Annotated in this window: 17 protein-coding genes; 2 read left to right on the forward strand and 15 right to left on the reverse strand. The window is 34.5% G+C overall.

Annotated elements, in window-relative coordinates; all coding sequences use genetic code 11:
• Positions 1 to 48: 48 nt before the first annotated feature.
• The 3 genes from Q1K34_RS10010 to Q1K34_RS10020 all read right to left on the reverse strand — a co-directional run bounded on the left by Q1K34_RS10010 (position 49) and on the right by Q1K34_RS10020 (position 3,415).
• Positions 49 to 1,326 (reverse strand): hypothetical protein, encoded by a 1,278-nt coding sequence (locus tag Q1K34_RS10010; protein WP_300437999.1) that lies wholly within the window; start codon positions 1,324 to 1,326, stop codon positions 49 to 51.
• Positions 1,327 to 1,480: 154 nt separating this feature from the next.
• A complete protein-coding gene (locus Q1K34_RS10015; RefSeq protein ID WP_300438002.1) occupies positions 1,481 to 2,437 on the reverse strand; it encodes a hypothetical protein in 957 nt (318 codons plus the stop codon).
• Between the two features lie 195 nt (positions 2,438 to 2,632).
• Positions 2,633 to 3,415, reverse strand: a complete 783-nt coding sequence (locus Q1K34_RS10020; protein WP_300438005.1) for a hypothetical protein — start codon at positions 3,413 to 3,415, stop codon at positions 2,633 to 2,635.
• A 191-nt stretch (positions 3,416 to 3,606) separates the two neighbouring features.
• On the opposite strand from Q1K34_RS10020, the gene Q1K34_RS10025 reads away from it, so the two are divergent.
• Both Q1K34_RS10025 and Q1K34_RS10030 read left to right on the forward strand, forming a co-directional pair.
• Positions 3,607 to 4,266, forward strand: a complete 660-nt coding sequence (locus tag Q1K34_RS10025) for an acetyltransferase (RefSeq protein ID WP_300438008.1) — start codon at positions 3,607 to 3,609, stop codon at positions 4,264 to 4,266.
• Between the two features lie 29 nt (positions 4,267 to 4,295).
• A complete protein-coding gene (locus Q1K34_RS10030) occupies positions 4,296 to 5,210 on the forward strand; it encodes a glycosyltransferase (protein ID WP_300438011.1) in 915 nt (304 codons plus the stop codon).
• A 45-nt stretch (positions 5,211 to 5,255) separates the two neighbouring features.
• On the opposite strand, the gene Q1K34_RS10035 is transcribed toward Q1K34_RS10030, so the two are convergent.
• The 12 genes from Q1K34_RS10035 to Q1K34_RS10090 form a co-directional block, all read right to left on the reverse strand.
• Positions 5,256 to 6,098: a glycosyltransferase family A protein gene (locus Q1K34_RS10035; RefSeq protein WP_300438013.1), complete on the reverse strand. Its 843-nt coding sequence runs from the start codon at positions 6,096 to 6,098 to the stop codon at positions 5,256 to 5,258.
• A gap of 48 nt (positions 6,099 to 6,146) precedes the next feature.
• Complete coding sequence (gene asnB / locus Q1K34_RS10040) at positions 6,147 to 8,045, reverse strand: asparagine synthase (glutamine-hydrolyzing) (protein WP_300438015.1); 1,899 nt, start codon at positions 8,043 to 8,045, stop codon at positions 6,147 to 6,149.
• A gap of 38 nt (positions 8,046 to 8,083) precedes the next feature.
• Entirely contained in the window at positions 8,084 to 9,049 is a 966-nt protein-coding gene (locus Q1K34_RS10045) for a polysaccharide deacetylase family protein (protein ID WP_300438017.1), read from the reverse strand.
• A 297-nt stretch (positions 9,050 to 9,346) separates the two neighbouring features.
• Positions 9,347 to 10,459 (reverse strand): hypothetical protein, encoded by a 1,113-nt coding sequence (locus Q1K34_RS10050; RefSeq protein WP_300438020.1) that lies wholly within the window; start codon positions 10,457 to 10,459, stop codon positions 9,347 to 9,349.
• A gap of 101 nt (positions 10,460 to 10,560) precedes the next feature.
• Positions 10,561 to 11,496: a GNAT family N-acetyltransferase gene (locus Q1K34_RS10055; protein WP_300438022.1), complete on the reverse strand. Its 936-nt coding sequence runs from the start codon at positions 11,494 to 11,496 to the stop codon at positions 10,561 to 10,563.
• A gap of 10 nt (positions 11,497 to 11,506) precedes the next feature.
• Positions 11,507 to 12,628 carry a glycosyltransferase gene (locus Q1K34_RS10060; protein WP_300438024.1) on the reverse strand — a complete coding sequence of 374 codons (1,122 nt, stop codon included), beginning with the start codon at positions 12,626 to 12,628 and terminating at the stop codon, positions 11,507 to 11,509.
• A 90-nt stretch (positions 12,629 to 12,718) separates the two neighbouring features.
• Positions 12,719 to 13,834 carry a glycosyltransferase family 4 protein gene (locus Q1K34_RS10065; protein WP_300438026.1) on the reverse strand — a complete coding sequence of 372 codons (1,116 nt, stop codon included), beginning with the start codon at positions 13,832 to 13,834 and terminating at the stop codon, positions 12,719 to 12,721.
• A gap of 58 nt (positions 13,835 to 13,892) precedes the next feature.
• Positions 13,893 to 14,954 carry a glycosyltransferase gene (locus Q1K34_RS10070; protein WP_300438028.1) on the reverse strand — a complete coding sequence of 354 codons (1,062 nt, stop codon included), beginning with the start codon at positions 14,952 to 14,954 and terminating at the stop codon, positions 13,893 to 13,895.
• Between the two features lie 694 nt (positions 14,955 to 15,648).
• Positions 15,649 to 16,560: a glycosyltransferase family A protein gene (locus tag Q1K34_RS10075; RefSeq protein WP_300438030.1), complete on the reverse strand. Its 912-nt coding sequence runs from the start codon at positions 16,558 to 16,560 to the stop codon at positions 15,649 to 15,651.
• Between the two features lie 10 nt (positions 16,561 to 16,570).
• Positions 16,571 to 18,070 (reverse strand): lipopolysaccharide biosynthesis protein, encoded by a 1,500-nt coding sequence (locus tag Q1K34_RS10080; protein ID WP_300438032.1) that lies wholly within the window; start codon positions 18,068 to 18,070, stop codon positions 16,571 to 16,573.
• Positions 18,040 to 19,311 (reverse strand): hypothetical protein, encoded by a 1,272-nt coding sequence (locus Q1K34_RS10085; protein WP_300438034.1) that lies wholly within the window; start codon positions 19,309 to 19,311, stop codon positions 18,040 to 18,042. The genes Q1K34_RS10080 and Q1K34_RS10085 overlap by 31 nt, the downstream gene beginning before the upstream one ends.
• A 3-nt stretch (positions 19,312 to 19,314) precedes the next feature.
• Entirely contained in the window at positions 19,315 to 19,437 is a 123-nt protein-coding gene (locus Q1K34_RS10090; protein WP_300438036.1) for a hypothetical protein, read from the reverse strand.
• Positions 19,438 to 19,570 lie beyond the last annotated feature (133 nt).

Below are 19,570 nucleotides of genomic sequence, written 5' to 3' on the forward strand. Positions count from 1 at the left end.
ATTTATGGTTTTAAGTTCGGATAGCTATCCATTCATAAAAATTAAAGATTAATATTTAAAAGTGTTTTTTGAGGATAATACACTAAACTTTTCCAGTCTAAATTTTACTTCGGCCGATTTTTCATAAGCTAAAAAATAGTAAATGACAAAAAACATAAAATACATAATCATGGTTTTTTGCCTAATCATAATTCCCAAATTAGACATGAAAAAAGTCATTGCGTAAGAGGTAAGGATAAATATCATCATGCAAGATTTAACGTGAGAAGGTGCTTTCTTCCAGAATTTGAAGAAATTTAGCTTTAGAATTTTTCCGAAGAGAAGCAAATAAATAAAATTCTCAATAGAAACAATCACTCCAAGAAATCCAGGTGCATCTAAAAACAAAGGCCTAAACCAAAAAGTGAAGATTTTTTCAGGTAAATTATAGCCAGCCATATTCACCCCTGAAGTTGCCGAACTCAAATCTTCTGATCTTTTAGATGAAAAAGCTAAAAAATCTGACCAGATATTACTGGAATTATTTAGGTTTACTACGGCCAATATCTTGTCCTGGATCAAAAATAAACCTGCCAGGACAAACACTCCCCCAATTATTTTATTTCCTTTAGAAATTAGGTTTTTACCAAAATAGAGTCCATATAACCCACCAGCATATAGAAGTAAGAACATATGAGGTCTTATTGCAAATACTAGTATTGAAGATATTATAAGGCCCCATTTTCGATTTGTAGGTTTGCTAAAAGAAAAAGCAAATAGCATCAATCCAAAAAAGATAAGCGCCCCCTTACCTAAAGATGCCGACCAAAAATGCATATTCGGAAAGAAAAGGATTAGAGTTAGTAAATCGATCTTTTTAAATACCATCACTTTTTGTTTGATATTCTCCTTGAAGAACAGAAAGCCGAATACAAAACCCCAGTAGCCTATCCAGGTAAATAGCAACATCATCATTTCGTAGGTAAAACCCAGGGTATTGATAAACGGGTAAGAGAGAAAATCTATAAAGGTGGTTTCGGTGCCAAATAGTTCGAACCAGGAGCCTTTAAAAGCATCTGTTCTGGAGTAATAAGCTTTACTATCTGACGGATTAAAAAAAGCATAGAAGTAATAAATCAGTCCGAAAGTCAGATGATAGAAAAAGAGAATATTCATCTTCATTTTGGAAAAAAATGAATGTCTTTTATTGATCTTTCCCAGTATATACTGATTTACTTCGTAGAGAAAGGGTATTAGCAATACCGCTTCAAGAATGTTTAATATAACTTTCAATTCCATAGCTTTCTTTATTCCAGCCAGGGAATAAGCAAAGCTTCTGCCAAACATAAGATATCCCGGTTAGAGAGGATATCAGGAACTAAAATCTTTCGTACAAAGCTTAAGGTGTCGATTATTTCCGCAATCATGTAGAATATCAACAGTCCTGAAAATAAAATAGCCGCCTTTAAGGCAGCTATTTTATAGTAAACTTTATCAACTATTAATCTTCAATTACACGTATAGTTAGTTCTACAGAATCGGAACACTGGCCATCTGTAATGGTATAGGTAGTCGTGTAGTCCCCTGCTGGATTATCAGTGGCATTAAAGGCATTTATAATATCCCATATACTAGGGTCAAAAGTACCATCTCTGGGTACACCAGTAGCCAGCAAACTCAAATACTCCTTTCTTACTTCATCCCAGCTTTCAAGAGCAGAAGCTTCGCTAATGGTCATGGTCTTCATATTATCGGGTCCAGCACTTAGTTCACAAACTGGATCACTAAAGTCAGCCACTACAGTAACAGTAAGTTCTAAAGAGTCTGTACATTCTCCGTTCGTGATGGTATAAGTTGTGGTATAATCTCCAAGGGGATCTTCACTATTATTGAAAGCATTTATGATATCCCATATACTTGGGTCGAAAGTACCATCTTTAGGAACACCAGAATCCAGTAAACTCAGATACAATTTTCTTACTTCGTCCCAACTCTCCAGAGCTTCGGCTTCAGATTTAGTGATTTCAGTGGAATTATCCTCTCCGGCAGTAAAATCTGTACAGGGATCTGCCAGAGGGTCAGCAATAACGCTTATTGTTAATACAACTGAATCGGAACATTCCCCGGTTAAACTATACAATGTTGAATAATCCCCAATACCCTTATTCTGAAATTCATTAATTATACCCCATATAGAAGGATCAAAAGTACCATCTTTTGAAACCCCGGCAGAAAGAAGACTGAGATAAAGCTTTCTCACTTCATCCCAACTCTCTATAGCCTGCGCCTCGGAGTAAGTAATGTTTTTAGAATTATCGGGGCCTGCACAACCATAATCTTCAACTTCAGAATTAAATTCTGTGATTTGATTTTGTTTCAGATCCTCTTCAATGGGATCTACAGAGCAACTGCTAAAAGCAGCGACAGTCAATAGAAATAAAAGTAATCTTGTTTTCATAGTATATTATAATTTAGAATGGAAGATTAAATTTAAGCTATCTGTAGACTGAATTTTAATAAATTCGATATGAGGAGAAATTACTTGTTAAAGTATCAGACTGTCAGAATTTTAAGGTTTTATTTGAAAGATTTAATGAAATTTTTGTAATAATTTGTTTACAAGCCGTTTTAAAGAATCAGTATTAATTTCTTTCTAATCAGGAATAACCCTTAAGGTTAGATTAACCGAGTCTGCGCAATCACCTTCTCCGAGAGTATAGGTGGTGGTATAGTCATCTATTTGCGATTCACGGTTAGGATCATTAAAGTTGTTTATCAGATCCCATATACTGGGATTATAGACACCATCAGTTTTATTAACTCCAGGGTTCAGCATATTTGCATATACTTTTCTAACCTCATCCCAGCTGGGTAACGCAGTTACTTCTGAAAGTGTCATCTCCCTAAGCTGGTCTGTCCCGGCATAGTTTGTAAATGGGGTAACTTCGTAATTAAAATACGACCATTTCCCGTTGGTAGAAGTTAGATCACCAGCAGAAATTTCTTCAGCTTTTTTACCAGTTCCAAACTGAGCTACCGCAGCTATTAGTAAATCATCTGAAGTCTGTATCCCCAGTTCCTCAAAGCTAAAAGTTAAATTAACTCCATAAGTATTCTGCTTCTCGCTGTAATACATCGTATAAATATTTAAATCCCCATTTCCTCTTGTAGGAAAGTCATTTAAATTTTCCGTAAAATGTAAACTTAACCAGCTTACTGGCTGTTGGTTAGTAGCTACCACATTAACTTCTATATAATCATAAAAGTTTCTCACTTCAATTTCGCCCTGTGTTCCAAAATCAAAATTGTAAATCTTGCAATCATCTACTTCATAAACCAGGTTTGCTTCCGTAATGGCTGAATCGACATCCTCAAGCTTTTCCACGCTGCAGGACAGAAATAGCATCATCATTCCCATGTAATAAAATTTGTTCATAATATCAATATTTTAATTTAGCCTACTAAAAATAGCAGCTATAACAGTTAGAATAAAGCGTTTTATTTGTTTTTCGATAAGCTGAATGATAAAGCAGACACAAAGCACAATTTCTTGTAAATTCTCACAAATTTTTCCAAATCCGGTCTATTAAAAATTTTACTGATATATTTGAACCTGGACAAAAAAGTATGAAAGCAAAATTGCTGATTTATGGAATTGGAAAGCTGGCGCAATACGTGCGGTATCTTTTTGAAAATGATACAGAATATGAAGTGGTTGCTTACTGCATAGAAGAAAAGCTTTTAAATTCAGATAGCTTTGACGGGCGCCCGTTAATTAATTTTGAAGGGATAGAGGAATTCTACCCTGCCGGTTCTTATAATATTTTTATCGCAGTGGGTAATAATAACATAAGAAGTCGTTTATATTTTGCTGCAGAACAGAAAGGCTATTCCTTAGCCAGTTATATTTCTACTAAAGCGCAGATCTGGCCGGATATTAAAACCGGATCGAATGTTTTTATTGGCGAAGGTTCGGTTATTCAACCATTTGTAGAGATAGGTAATAATAGTTTTTTAATATGTGCCAATATTGGCCATCATTCCAGTATAGGTGATCATGTCTTATTAAGCGTAACCACGCTAGGTGGAGATGTTAGAATTGGCAATCATAGCTTTTTAGGAATGAATTCTGCCGTAAGACATGGTACCCAGGTGGGTGAATATTCCCTAATTGGAATGAATGCCACTATTGAAAAAAATACAGCTCCGTACTCGGTCTATTCCAATAAGGGAACATCTTTAAGAAAAATTGATTCTTCAAAACTCATAGACCGGCTCTTACTCTGATGGACTTTAGGGAATTTCAAAATAAGTTCATGTTTAAACCTCCGGAGCATGTAAAGCATAAAGTTTCATCCCGGCCTTTGGTGAGTATATGTGTTCAGACCTATAAACATGTTAATTACATTGAACAATGTCTGGAGTCCATTCTGGAACAGAAGACCAATTTTGAATACGAAATTCTACTGGGAGAAGACAATTCGTCAGACGGCACCAGGGAAATCTGTGTAGAATATGTAAAAAAATACCCCAATAAAATCCGGCTCTTTCTGCATCATGATCAAAATAAAATTTCAGTAAACTCCATTAAAACAGGAAATTTTAATGCTTTCTACAATTTCTTTCAGGCCAGAGGAAAATTTATAGCATTCTGTGAAGGAGATGATTTCTGGACAGATCCGGAAAAACTTCAGATCCAGACCGATTTTCTACTTAAAAACAGCGATTACTCTCTCTGTTTTCACAGGTTTAAAGAAAAATTCCCTTGTGATTATCCTGGAAATAACCCTACTCTGAACCAGCCATTACAGGATATTTCTTCTCAAAGACTGGCGGAATTGAGGTTTCATCCTCTCTTATCTACAGTATGTTTTAAAGCACCATTATTAAGAGAGCTGCCGGAAGAAATGTTACAAGTCTTAAATGTAGATAGTTTTCTCCTGAGCATCTTAGGAACATTGGGGCCGGCAAAATTTCAGGAAAATATTGGTCCAACGATATATCGCAGACATGAAAAGGGTATTTGGTCTGGCAAAATGAAATCGGCTAAATTAAAAATCAAAATAAATACACTAATAAAATTGATTGCCTATCATAAAAAAAATAACAAATCTCACCTCGTTGATTCTTTCCAAAAAGATCTTAAGAATAAGTATCGCAGTTTATTTGTCCATTTTCTAAAAAAAGGAGATTTTATAAAAGCAATACCACTTTTTAGATATATTATTTAATCATTAGGCCCTTACCCGAAGCAAGGTTTTGAATGAGGAAGCCCCCTATTTCCTAAATAAAAAGATAAGGCGTTTTACCAGAGGCTTCCAGTAAAAAAATCTTATTTTAGAAGCCTTATGATAGAATTCAAGAGCCGACTTCTTATTGCCAAGTTTTTCATTAATAAAGCCTATCTGATAGATCAGTCTGGAATATGCAAATGAGTCTTTCAGATACAGCTGTTTATGTTTTTGCAGGAGATGCTTAAGAGAAGTAAGTTTATTTGTTAATTCTGAATAGTCTAAATCCTTCTTACTAACATAATAATACATAAAAAATTTAGGTATTATAAGAGTTTCATTATTTTCTCTCTGCGAGATTCGCATTCCGAGTTCGTAATTCTCACTAAAGTGAAGTTCTGGATCGAATCCTCCCACATCCTCAATTAGTTTTTTACGATAACAGACACTCCCAGATAAAAAACTCGCTTCAATCCCGTTATACATTTTTCCCAGTTTCGTGGCTTTCCAGGTTGAAGTTCGATCATTAAAAATTTTCTTTACATGCCAGAAAATCATGTCGTAATTATTATAATTACCAGCTTTCAGTTCTTCAAGTAAACTGGCATCTAATTTATCATCGGAATCCAGAAATATAAGGTAGTTGGCTGAGGCATGTTCTACACCCGTATTTCGAGCTGCTGACGCGCCTGCATGTTGCTGATAGATGTATTTAATTTCCTTTTTATTCAAATATCCATCAAGACTATCCCTGGTGCCATCTGTAGAACCATCATCTACTATTATCAGTTCCCAGTTATTGGTAGACTGGGCTAAAACGCTCTCTATTGCTCTTCCAATCCTGGAAGCTCTGTTATGTGTTGGGATAATTATACTGAATTCTGGCATGTTTAAGTGAAATTGTTAATTTCCGGAGAAAGGTAGAATACAGAAAACCTATCTACCATATTGATTTTTATACCATTTCTGAAAACAGTAAAATGCCCATACCTTAAAGGTATTATCCTGTCTCCCAGATAAATGTTTATCCACTAAATTTTGAATATAGGTCACTTTAAAGATTTGCTGTTTTTCAAGAAAATCAGTTTCAATATAAGATTTTAATTCAGCACTCAAATAATCCCTTAACCAGTCACCTACCGGAACCCCAAAGCCTTTTTTTGATTTATCCAGGAAATCTTTTGGGAAATACTCTTTAAAAGCTTCTTTTAGCAGGTGTTTTTTATCCCAGCCTTTCATTAAATATTCAGCAGGAACCTGGGAAGTGAAATCCCATAATTTCTTGTTCAAAAAAGGCGCCCTGGACTCCAGGGAGGTTAACATACTCGTACGGTCCACTTTTACCAGCATATCACCTTCCAGGCTAATATGCCTGTCGATATTTCTGAAGTCATTTAAGCCTGAAGCCCTGTAATTCACCTTCTTTTTATAAGGTTCAAATATTTCTGTCTTAAACCAGTGATCATTCAACATTTCCTGAAGTTCGTCCTGCTGATATGCCAGGGAGATAATATTATAATAAAAATCACCCTCGTAATTAACAGCATTTACCAATTTTTTCGCTTTAAAACGCAAACCACGTTTATCGTCTTTGGAGCTGAGGAGATTATTAACTACAGGTTTAAAAGTATTATGAAAAGATTCAGGCACAATAGAGGAATATTTCTCATTCATCTTTCCAATATAATATTTGTTATATCCTCCAAACACTTCATCCCCTCCGTCACCTGTAAGGGCCACTTTAACATGTTCCCTTGTTTTATGGGCTACCAGATAGGTAGGTAATGAGGAAGAGTCGGCAAAAGGTTCATCGAAATTCAGGAGTATACTATCCACCTGATTTTTAAGATCATCTATGCTAATAATAAACTCATGATGATTACTCTCTATTAAGTTTGCTACGGTCCTTGATTTGTCCGTTTCATCAAAAGATTTTTTCTCAAAGCCTATAGAAAAAGTATCTATTTTACCATTTACCTGTTTGGCCAGTGCCAAAGACACAATAGATGAATCTACACCCCCTGAAAGAAATGTCCCTAAAGGTACATCGGCTATAGATCTGCTTTTTACACTTTCGACGACTAGATCATGTGTAAGGTTTTTCGCTTCCTTAAAATCAATATTCGGATCTATTTCGAACTGCACCGGAGACTTTACAGGCTCTAGGCTTAGATTCATCGTTGCAGGATCAATTATGAGATAGTGGTTAGCTTCAAGTTTGTTTATATTACTGTATATCGTGTGAGGGGCCGGGATATAGGTTAATCTGAAAAATAAATTAAGCCCGGTTCTTGAAATTTCAGGTCTATAATCTAATTGATTAATGATAGATTTCAACTCTGATGCCCAAATTATCTGATCATTACTTCTTGTGTAATAAAGAGGTTTCTCTCCAAAATAATCCCTGGCAATAAAAATTTTGTTTTTTGTTTTATCATAAATGCTAAAGGCAAACATTCCGTCCAGCATTCCAAAGCTTTCTGTTCCCCACGCTTCATAAGCCTTTAAAATCACTTCAGTATCAGAGGTGGTTTTAAATGTATATCCTTTTTTAAGCAGAATATCTTTAAGTTCCAGATAATTATAAATCTCTCCATTAAAAAAGATAAGGATACTTCCGTCATCATTAAAAATAGGCTGTTCCCCATGTGCAAGATCAATAATGGAAAGCCTTCGCATAGACATTCCAATTGAATGGCTCTCGAGGGATTCACTAAAAAAACCATCCTGATCTGGCCCTCTGTGAAATATCTTTTGATTCATGGTCTCTAGCCGTCTCAAAATCTGATCTTCTTCGATATTTCGGCTACTTACAAAGCCGTTTATTCCGCACATAATTTATCTTTTTATTTCTTTCTAAATAGCTATGCCAGCTACTGTATGGTATAATTTCCAAGTTCTTTCATATTCAAAGACTGGTAGCCATATTTATTTTTAAGTTCACCATACTTGAGAAGTATTTGTCCTAAATCTGTCAAACTCTGATGAGGTTGTTCACCAAAATTATGAGGATGCCACCATAGATGGTAGATTAATCCTTTTTTTGCACTTTCTTCCATCTCACTAAAAACCCTCCTCAATTTTGTTTTATTAAGGATACTCTTGCTATTATAGGGTCTCAAAAACCGGCTTGCTTTCTGATGTGTTATCCCTTCCTTATTTTGTATCCCTCTTATGGAATAGGCCTTATCCAGCCTTCCGAAATAAGCATCTGAGGTTCTTGAGATTTTCTGTAGAAGTGAATCCCGTTGAGTATCTCTCCAGTACCAATTATCGGGATTAGTCCTGATATTTTTAATACCCAGTTCCTTACATACCGTTGAATAGCCGTTATTAAACTGATTTCTTGGAAACACCAGAGAGTGTAGCCTGCATTCAAATTTTTCAGCCAGCTCGATGGCTTTGGAAATATCCGATCTAAAATCTGTCATTTTCTGTCCTGACTCCAGGCAATAGTAATGAGAATAGGTATGCGTTGCTATTTCCTGACCCGGAGTTTCTTTTATTTGCTTTATTAGGCCTGGAGCAAAGCACAATTGTTCAGATTCTTTACTTTGAATAGAATTTCCATATTTATATGCCGAGAGTTTCTCATTGTCATATTCGGGCAGCATTTCGGGAATGTTCTGATTCCATTCATCCCAGTTATTATTAAATAACATTCCTACTGTTGCCCATGTACAACTAATCTCATTCTTTTGAAAAAGCTTCAGGATCTCTGGAATAACATTCCTTGTATTTATAAAATATTCTTCCTTTTCTTTCCAGTCCACTTTATCGAATACTCCCCAAAGCAGTTCAAAATCCAGGGATATTACCAAAGTTCCGTTATTGTTCATATTGTACTGTTAACCCGTGTTAACCGGGCAGATTTATTAATTTGTTATTTGTGACGAAGTGACGTAGGGACATTGTGATCATGTAACCGGTACTTTGTCGCTCCCTCAAAAAGTTACTTCTTCACAGCATCACTCCTTTACAAGATAATATTATATCGTTCCTGCTCTCTAAGACTTTCCTTCTCCAGGCCATTTATTTCCCCTGGTCTCCTTATCTCCCTGACTTCCTGTTCCGTTTTCGCTCTTCATCATTCTGGATCTTAGCACTTATACTCACTCCCTTACTTCATCACAGCATTACGGCATCACAGCCTCCGCCGCCATCTCCCTACTTTTACTCTTCCCCCTCAGCCTTTTAATCCTGAGCAACCTTTCATACTTCTTCTGTGCCAGATAGTAATAGATAACAAAGAATAGAAAATACATCACCATGGATTTCTGACGCATAATTATCCCCAGGTTAGACATTACAAATGTCATCGCAAAAGAAGTCGCAAAGAATATAACAAAACTCATCTTCACTACGGCAGGGGCTTTTTTAATAAAATTCACGAAATTCTTTTTCAATATTTTCAGGAATAAAAGAAGATAAAGCAGATTCTCGGCAGAAACTATCAGACCCAGAATATTTGGCGCATCAAAAAATAAAGGCCTGAACCAAAAGGTAAAAAGCTTTAATGGCAAAGGATAAGAGGACATATCCACCCCTGATCCTGCTCCGCTTAAATCTTCTGCGCGCTCTTCAGATACCGCCTGAAACTCATCTATAAGATTATCTGAAGCTTCCAGTCCCATCACTCCCAAAATTGTATCCTGCAGTAATATTAGCGCTGTGCCCATACTAAAAAAAACCAGTGCTTTTTGCCAGAAAGGAATTTTCTCCTTTCCGCTCATGTAACCTAGGGCCGTTCCCACCGCTACAAACATAAAGACATGAGGTCTAATCTGAAATATTAGTACAGAACTCAGAATTAACGCAAAAAGCCTGTCCTTAGGTTTTATTATGGCGTAGGTAAACATCATTAAACCCAAAAAGATAGGCGCTCCCTTTCCCAGAGAGGCGGTCCAGAAATGCATATTGGGAAAGAAAAGGATGAGACTTAACAAGTCTACTCCCATGAAATTATATTTTAACGGTATCTTTTCCCGGAAGAAAATATAGGCATATACAAAACCCAGGTATCCAAGCCAGGCGAACGAAAGCATAAGCATATCATAATTAAAACCTAATTGAAAAAAGGGAAAGCCCAGCCAGTGAATAAAGTTGGTATCTGTTCCAAAAAGTTCCCACCAGCCTCCCTGATGAGAACTTATTACCCTATAATAATTATGGGAATCTGACGGATTATTAGAGGCATACCAGGAATAAACCCCATAAAAAATAAGATGGTATAAATAAAGCAGGTTCATTTTCTTCTTTGAAAACCAGGAGAATTTTTTTGAGAATAACCCATAAATCAACTGATTTAAAATGAAGAAAAGAATTATTAAGAAAAAAACACCTGCCATTTTTAAAATAGTTCTAAATCACCTAAAGTATTATTCCACCTATTAATATCAGAAAAAAACAGCACATCCTCGCCGGAAAGGTTAAGATTATTAAGCGTTAATATAGGCCCAAAGAAGCCTTTTTTACCAGTTAGAGGTACTGTTTGCGGGGAGAAGCTTATCAAGTGACAACCAAACTTCCTTTCTATTTCCTTTATTTGCCGGGTAAGATCCCGGCGGCTTAAGTTTTTAAAGAGGCATTCTGATATCCTGAATTCTTTCAAACCTTTCCTTCTCTTCACGTAACCTGCCAGATAAAGCCCATCCTTATAGAATATCTCGTAAGACTGTAAGGGGTTTATATGGTATCGCCATTTCAGATATTCAGGGCTTTTAGGAGTGAATATATTTCCTGAGTCTTCCATTCTGTTATTCCAAAATTGGCAGAGATCTTCCAGGCCTTGTTCAGGACCCTCGATACATGTTGAGTAAGTTTTTTGATTAATTCGATTCAAAATAAAAGATAAAGAAGGCCTTAGGCCTACATTTATCTTTCCCACCGTTTTCCATCCCATCTTCAGATAACCAGGTCTGCTTTGTGCATTGGGGGTATTGAAAATAAAGTGATCGCCATCTTCTCTTACGAGCTCTACAGCCTTAAGAGTAAGTTTTTTAAAAATACCCTTACCCTGGTGTTCGGGATGAGTTGCTGTATCTACCGCCCTTAATGCCGAAAATTGTTTTGTACCCTGTTGCCATCTCCACCGCATAAATGCCCTTACACCTACTATTTCATTATTTTCCTCTGCCAGTAAGACCAGGGACTCCCCAAAGGGATTGTTTACGTGTTTATACTTCCATATTTCTTCTGAAAGAGCTAATTCATCTTCCCCCAGACTTGCTTTAAGGACCCGGACTATATTGGGAATATCCTGGTTAGTTGCTTCTCTTATCAGCATTGTTATAAATTTAATTGAGCTTTGAATTCAGAATATTATAATAATGCACTTCAAGATTTTGCACCATATTCAATAAACTAAAATCTTCAACAACCCTCTTCCGGGCATTCTCCTTAAAACACTGAAGTTCTTCTTTATTATTAAGCAGCCTTAATGAATTTTCAGCTAATGCTTCAACATCACCGATATCTACCAACAAGCCATCCTTATTATTTCTTACAGCTTCGGTGACCCCACCGGCCTTTGTAGAAACTACAGCACATTCCATACTCATTGCCTCTAATAATGCTACCGGAAGCCCTTCAAATTCTGAACTCATCATAAATATATCCATAGCTGAAAAATAAGGGATGGTATCTGTTTGTAAACCTGGTAACATAAGATTCTGAATATTTAAATCTTTAATTAAATCACGTATCTCCTCTTCCTGGGGTCCTGATCCTACCAGAAGGCCATAAACTCCGGGACGCCCGTCACTAATTAATCGGAACGCCTTAACCCATGTTCTTAAGTCCTTCTGCTTTCTGAATACAGCTACATTGCCTACTACCAGTGCGTTTTCTGGAATTTCATATAAGTCTCTTATCCTTTTGACTGCGTTCATATCACGCGAAAATTTCTGTGTATTCACTCCGTTCAAAAGAGTCTTTACAGGAATTTTCACATGGATATTCGAATTAATGGAATCACTCACATCTTTTGAGACACCCAACGCCATACTTTGCCAGTTAAAGCTAAGCCGGTTTAGAGCTTTGGTTAGCTTATGGTAACGTTCCTGAATATTATGTTCTGTATAAACCACGGGGATTTTAGTTCTCTTATGTACCAGCCTCGCCAGGAATCCAGACCAGGGAAGATGCGCATGAATCAAATTAATTTTATTTTTTTTAGAATAATCGACTACTTTATTTACCGATAACAAAAGTTCGATATTATTCTTTGCCGGGAAACACTTAACATATCCTCCTGCGTTTTCAATAGCTTCTACCATTTGATCCTTCCAGGGAAGGAAATATATATAATGAAATTCAAATTTATCCTTATTGTGAAGCTGCAGGGTTTCAGGCAGTAACATTTCTGCACCGCCTCTTCCAAGGGATTTTATAATGTGGAGGATTTTAGTTTTTGGCATTTTAGTAAATCTGGTCGCAAAGTTAAGCTAATTGAAAGGCCTATCAAGTAATTAAAAGAAATTTAAGACCTTATTCAGGACTCCTTAATATCATTTTAAGAAGGAATCATAAGCATTTTGATATTGATCTACAATATTCTTAATCTCAAACCTTTCAATGGCCTGAAACCTTGCATTCCTGCCCAGAAACTGAAAATCAGACCACTTCAGAAGGACTTCTTTAATTTGCGAGGCAAGTTCTTCTATATTTCCTTTTTCAAAAATAAGCGCGGAATGATCATTTACACATTCCAGGTTTTCCGGAATATTTGAGGCGATGATTATTTTACCTGCCATCATGGCTTCAATTAGTGCACCAGGAAGACCTTCAGAATAAGAAGGATAAACAAACAGATCAGCTTCATTTAAAACACCAGGAATATCATCAACCCTTCCTAAAAACTCAACATTATCCTGTAAAGATAACTTTATTACTTCCCGCTTTAACGTATGAAGATAGGAACCGTGACCGGCAAACCTTAATTTTATATCAGGTAACTCTCCTTTAATTAAAGCAATAGATTTCAACAGATCCATTTGGCCTTTCAGAGGTATTAATCTACTTACATTTAATAATTTTCGGGGCTTCTTATTTGCACTATTCTGATCTAATTCAAGTTGAAATTGTTTTATATCCCTTCCTCTATATATTACTTTAATTTTCTCCAATGGAATTTCTAAAGCATTGGCATTACGTTCCTTTATGGTTTGGGAATTAGATATAAAATAATCCACTCGCTTTACGCTTCGTTTATTTAGCAAGTGGAAATAATATAATTTTGCTTTGTAAAGGAAATTCTTATCTAAAAAGCGAGCTTTTGAGTAAGTATTGCTTACAAAGCTTCCCACGAGACATATTTGCGGGAATTTTCTTTTCAGGCTTCTAGCAACGATTTCAGATCGAAAAAGGGTTGCATGGACAATCGCCGGATTTTCATGTAGATAGATGGGAATGAGTTTTTTAACCGCCTCTCTGAAACCATATTTCGCATTGAGGTTTAGAAGATAGACCTTAATCCCTTTATCCTCTAATTTAGATCTTAGCATATCACCCTTGTATACCTGAACGAAAACCGGCTCTATATTAGTCAGATTTACAGCAATCTCGACGAGGCTTTTTTCAGCTCCGTAACCTTCCAGAGTATCTATAATGTACAATACTTTCATACAATGAATTTGAAAGGTCTATAAAGGATACTTTTGTTTAAATTCATCTCTCTGAAAGCTATCTCAATATTTCATAAGATTCAATAAAGCTTTTTGCAATAACTCTATTATCAAATTCTTTCGTTACTTTATCAAAAGCAGCGTTAATAATACATTGATTATCTTTCTTCAAAGAATTAACAATAGTATCTGTAAATAATTGTTCTTTGCCATATTTAATCAGATATCCCGTATTTTTATTCACAATTTCCGAAATTCCTCCCACTGCGTATGCAATGACTGGCGTCTTGCAATACATAGCTTCCAATAAAACACCTGGCAGGCCTTCTATTTTACTGGGCAGAACTAAAAGATCTGCAGAAGCAATATAATCAAGAGGATTATCCACAAAACCATGGAAATTTATATTTTCTGCAATTCCTGATTTCCTTATTTCATTCATTATTTCATTTTTCAAAGGTCCATCCCCTATTAAATGAAGTTGTGTGTTAGGACAAATATCCAGAACGCGTTTAAAGATGCTTATAAGGCCCTTGTGATTTTTTTCAAAGGAAAACCCTCCTACATGAACAATATGCTTATGAATAACCGGTTCATAAATAAATTCTTTAATAGGATTACCCATTTCCAAACCTACCGGGATCACTTCAACTTTATCCTTTAAAAACGGAAAATTAGAAAGAATATCATTCTTAGAAGCTTCAGATACTGAAATAACCCTGTCTACATTCTTATACAAAAATTTATTGAAAACTTTCTGCTTATAAGATTTAATATAACGCCCCACCTCACTGGCATTTCTAAAAACGACAGGAACCTTCCAACCAAATATTATTTTTGAAATAATTAAAAACTTTAGGGTGTCTCCCGAATTGGCCTGTATAATATCTGGATTAAAATGTTTAATAATTTTAGAAATTTTTCTCCAGGAACCAATATCCGTGAAGCCAGAGGCATTTAGATTTTCGATATTAGGAGAGAAAGGAAGGCGGGCCTCACCAGAATAAACAGCCACGATTTTTACTTCATGCCCAAGGTCCCTAAGATGGTAAGCAAGCTGGCAAGTAAATATTTCAGCACCCCTGTTTTGAATTTTATGGATTATATGTAGAATTTTCATACTTAAACTATCCCGTGAGCATTAACAACACAATGCTTAAATTATTTAATAAAAAAAATTAAAAAAAATTCTTCTTTTTTAGAAAGTTTTTCTCGAGGTTATTCCAAAATTTTAGTAGGACTTAATTTATTTTTTGCATTTATCCAATTTCCATAGCCATACTTTAGGTCTTCAATTTGAGTTGTTCAAAAGTGATCTTTAAATAGTTTAAAAATTTTTCCCATTGGATCTTGTTGCTCTTATTAAATTAGAAACAACTACTGGCGATTTTGATAAGGAATATATTTAAAAATTTTATATTGTTTAAGTAATAAATATATAATTATTGGTCTTAATTTCTTCCTACAGATAAAATTTCAGTTCAAAAATATTTTCTTTATTTTTTCATTGAAAAAAGAGAGTTAAAATCCAATATCATTCCCTTTTCTGGAAATCTTCTTTTAATTCTATTCCTTATACAGACATACCCTATTGGCGCCAATCTCCAGAGTTCTTGTTTCTGCATCACCTCTTTTAAAGGCACCAAATAAAAGATTGGCCATGTTATTTCGAATATTTTTGATATATTGAAGCTTCTTTTCATTTTTCACAAAACTTCAAAACCCGATTAAAGCATCCTTTTTAAAAATATCCTCGAAAACTTGAATCTCCTCTGAAATCAGAAAAGCCTTTTATTTGGATTTTTGGCAAATCCTCATAATCTCTGACCACTGAGTTTTAAATGAATTGCCTTTGCAGTCTCTTTATTGAGAAAATTAAATAATGTAAATAGTAAAATGGAATTTTTGTAAATAATTCTATCCGAAATTAATTTATTAAAATAATTATTCCCTTTTTTAATATTACCTTCATGGTAATTCAACCATTGAAGTTTATAGAAAAACTTTCTTTTAAGAGAACTACTCTTCATTATTTTCCCTCTATTTTTTTCAAATATAATTTCGTATGATTTCAGTAATTGGCCCCTATCTTTTCTAACCCTTTCTCCGCTGTGGATATTGACTGTAACTAAAATTTCATCTAGTATCGTCGGATAAAACTTATAATTATCTAATCGAATTAACCAATCCGTATCTACAGCAACCCTCAATCGTTCATCAAATAAGCCAACTTTCTCAAAAATATCATTTCTTACAAAAAGTCCGCAACCCGTTCCTATTTTAAGTTCTTCCAAAAAAGAAATACCTTTTCTGGGTTTCCAGAAAATTTTTCTTATCATTCCGGTTTTTTTTTCCCGAGTTTGGTAACCTCCAAAAGCAAACATGATTCGATCTTCCGTAGTAAGCCTTTCCTTAAAAGTTTTAAGTGTATTCGGCCACATTTCATCATCGCTATCCAAAAAAAAGATAAACTGCCCTCTCGATTGTTGAATTCCTTCATTACGAGCACCAGCATTCCCTTTGTTTTTTAGCAACTTGATAAACTTTATCCTTCTATCCCCATAATTTGAAACTACTTCCCCAATATTATCTGTAGAACAGTCATCCACTATGACCAATTCCCAATCTGATTCAGACTGCTGCAAAACACTATTTATAGCATTAGAAATTAAATTGGCTCGATTATATACAGGAATAATTACAGAAAATAAAGGGTCACCGGACATAATTAATATTTTAATTATTCTTATTAGTTTTAAAATTCTCTTTTTTAATCAAATTTTTTATAAGCTCATATTCTTTAGTTTTAAAAACAACAACAGGTATAAAATAGGTTAATCCCCCAATTAATATTAAAATTATCAAACTAATTAAAGGTTTAAATGAAAAATTAGATAAATAAATCTTACAAAGATATACTATTAACATCATGGAAATAGTTAGAAAAAATGAATTAGATAAATTCTTCAACATTTCTATAATACTTACTCCAATTAAACGCCCTGCAAAATAAAAATTAGGTATTGCTCCAATCACACCTATAATTGTATAAATTATAACTAACCCCATTAGACCTTCCCATTCAATTCCTATATAAAAACCAACGACATTCAATATTCCGAATATTAAAGATATCCAAAAAGCAATATGTGATTTCCCTAGCGAATTATAAATTACCCCATTAAGAGTTAGTATTGACTGAGAGGCTCCCAACATGGATAAGATCCTAACTAATGGAATCATTTCTTGCCAACCGTTCCCAAACGCCGTCAGAACAAATTCTCTTGAAACTACAGCAAGGCCGCCCATCATTGGAAAGGTTAGAAAAGCAATTGTCTTTGTGGCATTAAGATAGATTCTTTTTATCTGATAAATATCATCCTGAATTAACGAAAAAGAAGGAAACATGACTTTTGCTATAACTCGGGAGAAGTTAGTAAGAGGTAAAAGCATTACAGCATAAGCCTTAGAATAAACTCCTAATGCACTACTATTCAACATCTTACCTATTAACAAATTATCAGCATTCCTACTCCAATAATTGATAATTGATTCTCCCGCAACATTTCTGCTCATTCCAAACATTGAATTAAATGAACCTTTATGAAAAATTGGTTTTTGCTTTACTGGATAAAATAAATAATATAAAATAGAGGTGAATAATTCCTGTGATAGGATTTTAATGAGAATACTCCAAACACCATATCCCATATAAGCCAAGAAAATAGCTAAACAAGAACTCAAAATTAGAGACGATAAAGATACTAATGCACTGAGCTTGAAGTCAAGGTTTTTTGCTATTAAAGCTTTATTTACTCCCGATATTGCGGTAATTATAAAAATTAGGGAGAGGACTTTCGTTAGGATATTTAATATTCTTTCATCATAAAACTTTGCTATCAAAGGAGATAAAAAAAAGAAGATAGCTGTTAGTATAATCCCAGAAATTATATTAAAGAAAAACACAGTATTTATATCTTGTTGGTAAACTTTCTTTTTCTGAATCAGTGCAGCACTAAAACCAAAATCAACGAATCGGATCGCAAATCCGGTAAATACTGTGACCATTGCAATGGTACCAAACTCGTTAGGGCTAACCAGCCTGGCTAAAATAAAGGTGATTAAAAGGTTCAATAATTGTGCTCCTCCTTGATTAATAAAGCTCCAAATTACTCCCTGCTTTGTTTTTGCTAAGTGATTAACCATTAATATATTTCCTTTAATACTGATACCCATTCTTCTGAAATTACTTCAGCTGAAAAATTTTTAGAAATAATTGATGTGTTTCTTCTTGTGAATTCATTCTTATTTTCGAGATATTCTTCTAATTTCATAAGTATTCCTTTTAATTCCTCAAAGTTTTTAAAGTCTAAATAAGAAATATTGAGATCTCGAAAAGTTTTATAAGGAAGCCAATCAGCTACAATCGCCAGATTATTAGTAAATAAAAATTCAGTTAAAAAAGCACTCAGCCCATCCGTAGTAGGACAATGAATATAAACATCAGAGACAATTTTAAGTTTTGCAAGGTCCTTCCAATCCAGAAAATTCTCAATAAATTGAAAAGATAAAGGGATCTCTTTAGAGATATTTTGCAGTTTTTCTAAATAACCTGGTTTATTATTCCCATAAGTGAATGGAAAAACCACATGGAACTTATTTAAAACAGAAGTAGGAAGGAACTTAATTGTTTGTAAAAATTGAAGATGATTATTTTCAGGGTGTCCATTATGACCCATTAAAATAATTATTTTATTTTGGGGTAGTTGAAATGATGTTTTAAAATCATGAACCCAACTTCGATCACACATTAAACCTTCTGCCAAGGTATAAAAGGTTCTATCGTGAATAAATCGAGCTCGTCTAATCTTATCATTATACTGAAAACCAAATCTCGAAAGTATAGAAAACTTCATTTCAGGTGTAGCGGCTGTTATTATCGTAGCTTTGCTAATTTGGGAATTTTGAATTTCGTGGTCTCTCCATCTATTAATTCGATAAATGTCTGAACCCCAATAGGTCCAAATCATTTTATACTCCTTTTTTAAATATTTTGTAAATAATGAAAAAATATGTGTTGGATAGTGTAAATGAATAAGCTGGGTATCGGTTTTATTATCTATAAAAAATGCATAATGGTAAGCATTCACATGCCTTAAAAATAACCTTAAGCCCTCATTTGAAAATATATTTCCCTTCTCGACAATGTGAATAGATACATCTTTCCAAAAATATCTATTAGTTAGAATCGGTAATAATGCGTTTAATAGAGTAAAAAAATTTTTTAATGTAGGTTTAACAAAATATATGTTGTTAAAAACTGTAGTTGCTCTATTTTCTATATCCTTATTTCCAAAATTTCTTAAATTAAGAACATTCAAATTGTATTGAGGAAGTTTTTTTCCAATTTCACTATATAATTGTAATATATAATTTGCCTGCCCTATCCCGGTGACAAGAACGTTTTCTTTCTTCAAAATCTACAGATTTATTCCGCCAAAACCCAATTTCTTTGAGGTCTTATTATACTCATCCCATTGACCAATATCCATCCAACTCCCTTCACTTACAGGGAAAATTCCCACTTTTCCATTCCTTTCCATTATCTTTTCAATAAGTGCAGTAATGTGGAAAAATTCATCTTCAGGAATCTCCTCCAGAAGGTGAGGTTCAAGGATATAATTTCTGCATCCAATGAATGATTAGATAGTATTGCTCTCTGGATATCACCAATAC

Origin of the sequence: Christiangramia sp. (assembly GCF_029937855.1) — a bacterium.
Classification (GTDB): Bacteria; Bacteroidota; Bacteroidia; order Flavobacteriales; family Flavobacteriaceae; genus Christiangramia.

What these genes read in the sequence shown, in the direction of transcription:
- Q1K34_RS10025 (WP_300438008.1), top strand. Translation starts at nt 3,607, where the DNA reads ATGAAAGCAAAATTGCTGATTTATGGAATTGGAAAGCTGGCGCAATAC.
- Q1K34_RS10035 (WP_300438013.1), bottom strand. Translation starts at nt 6,098, where the DNA reads ATGCCAGAATTCAGTATAATTATCCCAACACATAACAGAGCTTCCAGG.
- Q1K34_RS10090 (WP_300438036.1), bottom strand. Translation starts at nt 19,437, where the DNA reads ATGGAAAGGAATGGAAAAGTGGGAATTTTCCCTGTAAGTGAAGGGAGT.
- Q1K34_RS10070 (WP_300438028.1), bottom strand. Translation starts at nt 14,954, where the DNA reads ATGAAAATTCTACATATAATCCATAAAATTCAAAACAGGGGTGCTGAA.
- Q1K34_RS10030 (WP_300438011.1), top strand. Translation starts at nt 4,296, where the DNA reads ATGTTTAAACCTCCGGAGCATGTAAAGCATAAAGTTTCATCCCGGCCT.
- Q1K34_RS10060 (WP_300438024.1), bottom strand. Translation starts at nt 12,628, where the DNA reads ATGCCAAAAACTAAAATCCTCCACATTATAAAATCCCTTGGAAGAGGC.
- Q1K34_RS10015 (WP_300438002.1), bottom strand. Translation starts at nt 2,437, where the DNA reads ATGAAAACAAGATTACTTTTATTTCTATTGACTGTCGCTGCTTTTAGC.
- Q1K34_RS10055 (WP_300438022.1), bottom strand. Translation starts at nt 11,496, where the DNA reads ATGCTGATAAGAGAAGCAACTAACCAGGATATTCCCAATATAGTCCGG.
- Q1K34_RS10065 (WP_300438026.1), bottom strand. Translation starts at nt 13,834, where the DNA reads ATGAAAGTATTGTACATTATAGATACTCTGGAAGGTTACGGAGCTGAA.
- asnB (WP_300438015.1), bottom strand. Translation starts at nt 8,045, where the DNA reads ATGTGCGGAATAAACGGCTTTGTAAGTAGCCGAAATATCGAAGAAGAT.
- Q1K34_RS10045 (WP_300438017.1), bottom strand. Translation starts at nt 9,049, where the DNA reads ATGAACAATAACGGAACTTTGGTAATATCCCTGGATTTTGAACTGCTT.
- Q1K34_RS10075 (WP_300438030.1), bottom strand. Translation starts at nt 16,560, where the DNA reads ATGTCCGGTGACCCTTTATTTTCTGTAATTATTCCTGTATATAATCGA.
- Q1K34_RS10020 (WP_300438005.1), bottom strand. Translation starts at nt 3,415, where the DNA reads ATGAACAAATTTTATTACATGGGAATGATGATGCTATTTCTGTCCTGC.
- Q1K34_RS10050 (WP_300438020.1), bottom strand. Translation starts at nt 10,459, where the DNA reads ATGAACCTGCTTTATTTATACCATCTTATTTTTTATGGGGTTTATTCC.
- Q1K34_RS10010 (WP_300437999.1), bottom strand. Translation starts at nt 1,326, where the DNA reads ATGTTTGGCAGAAGCTTTGCTTATTCCCTGGCTGGAATAAAGAAAGCT.
- Q1K34_RS10080 (WP_300438032.1), bottom strand. Translation starts at nt 18,070, where the DNA reads ATGGGTATCAGTATTAAAGGAAATATATTAATGGTTAATCACTTAGCA.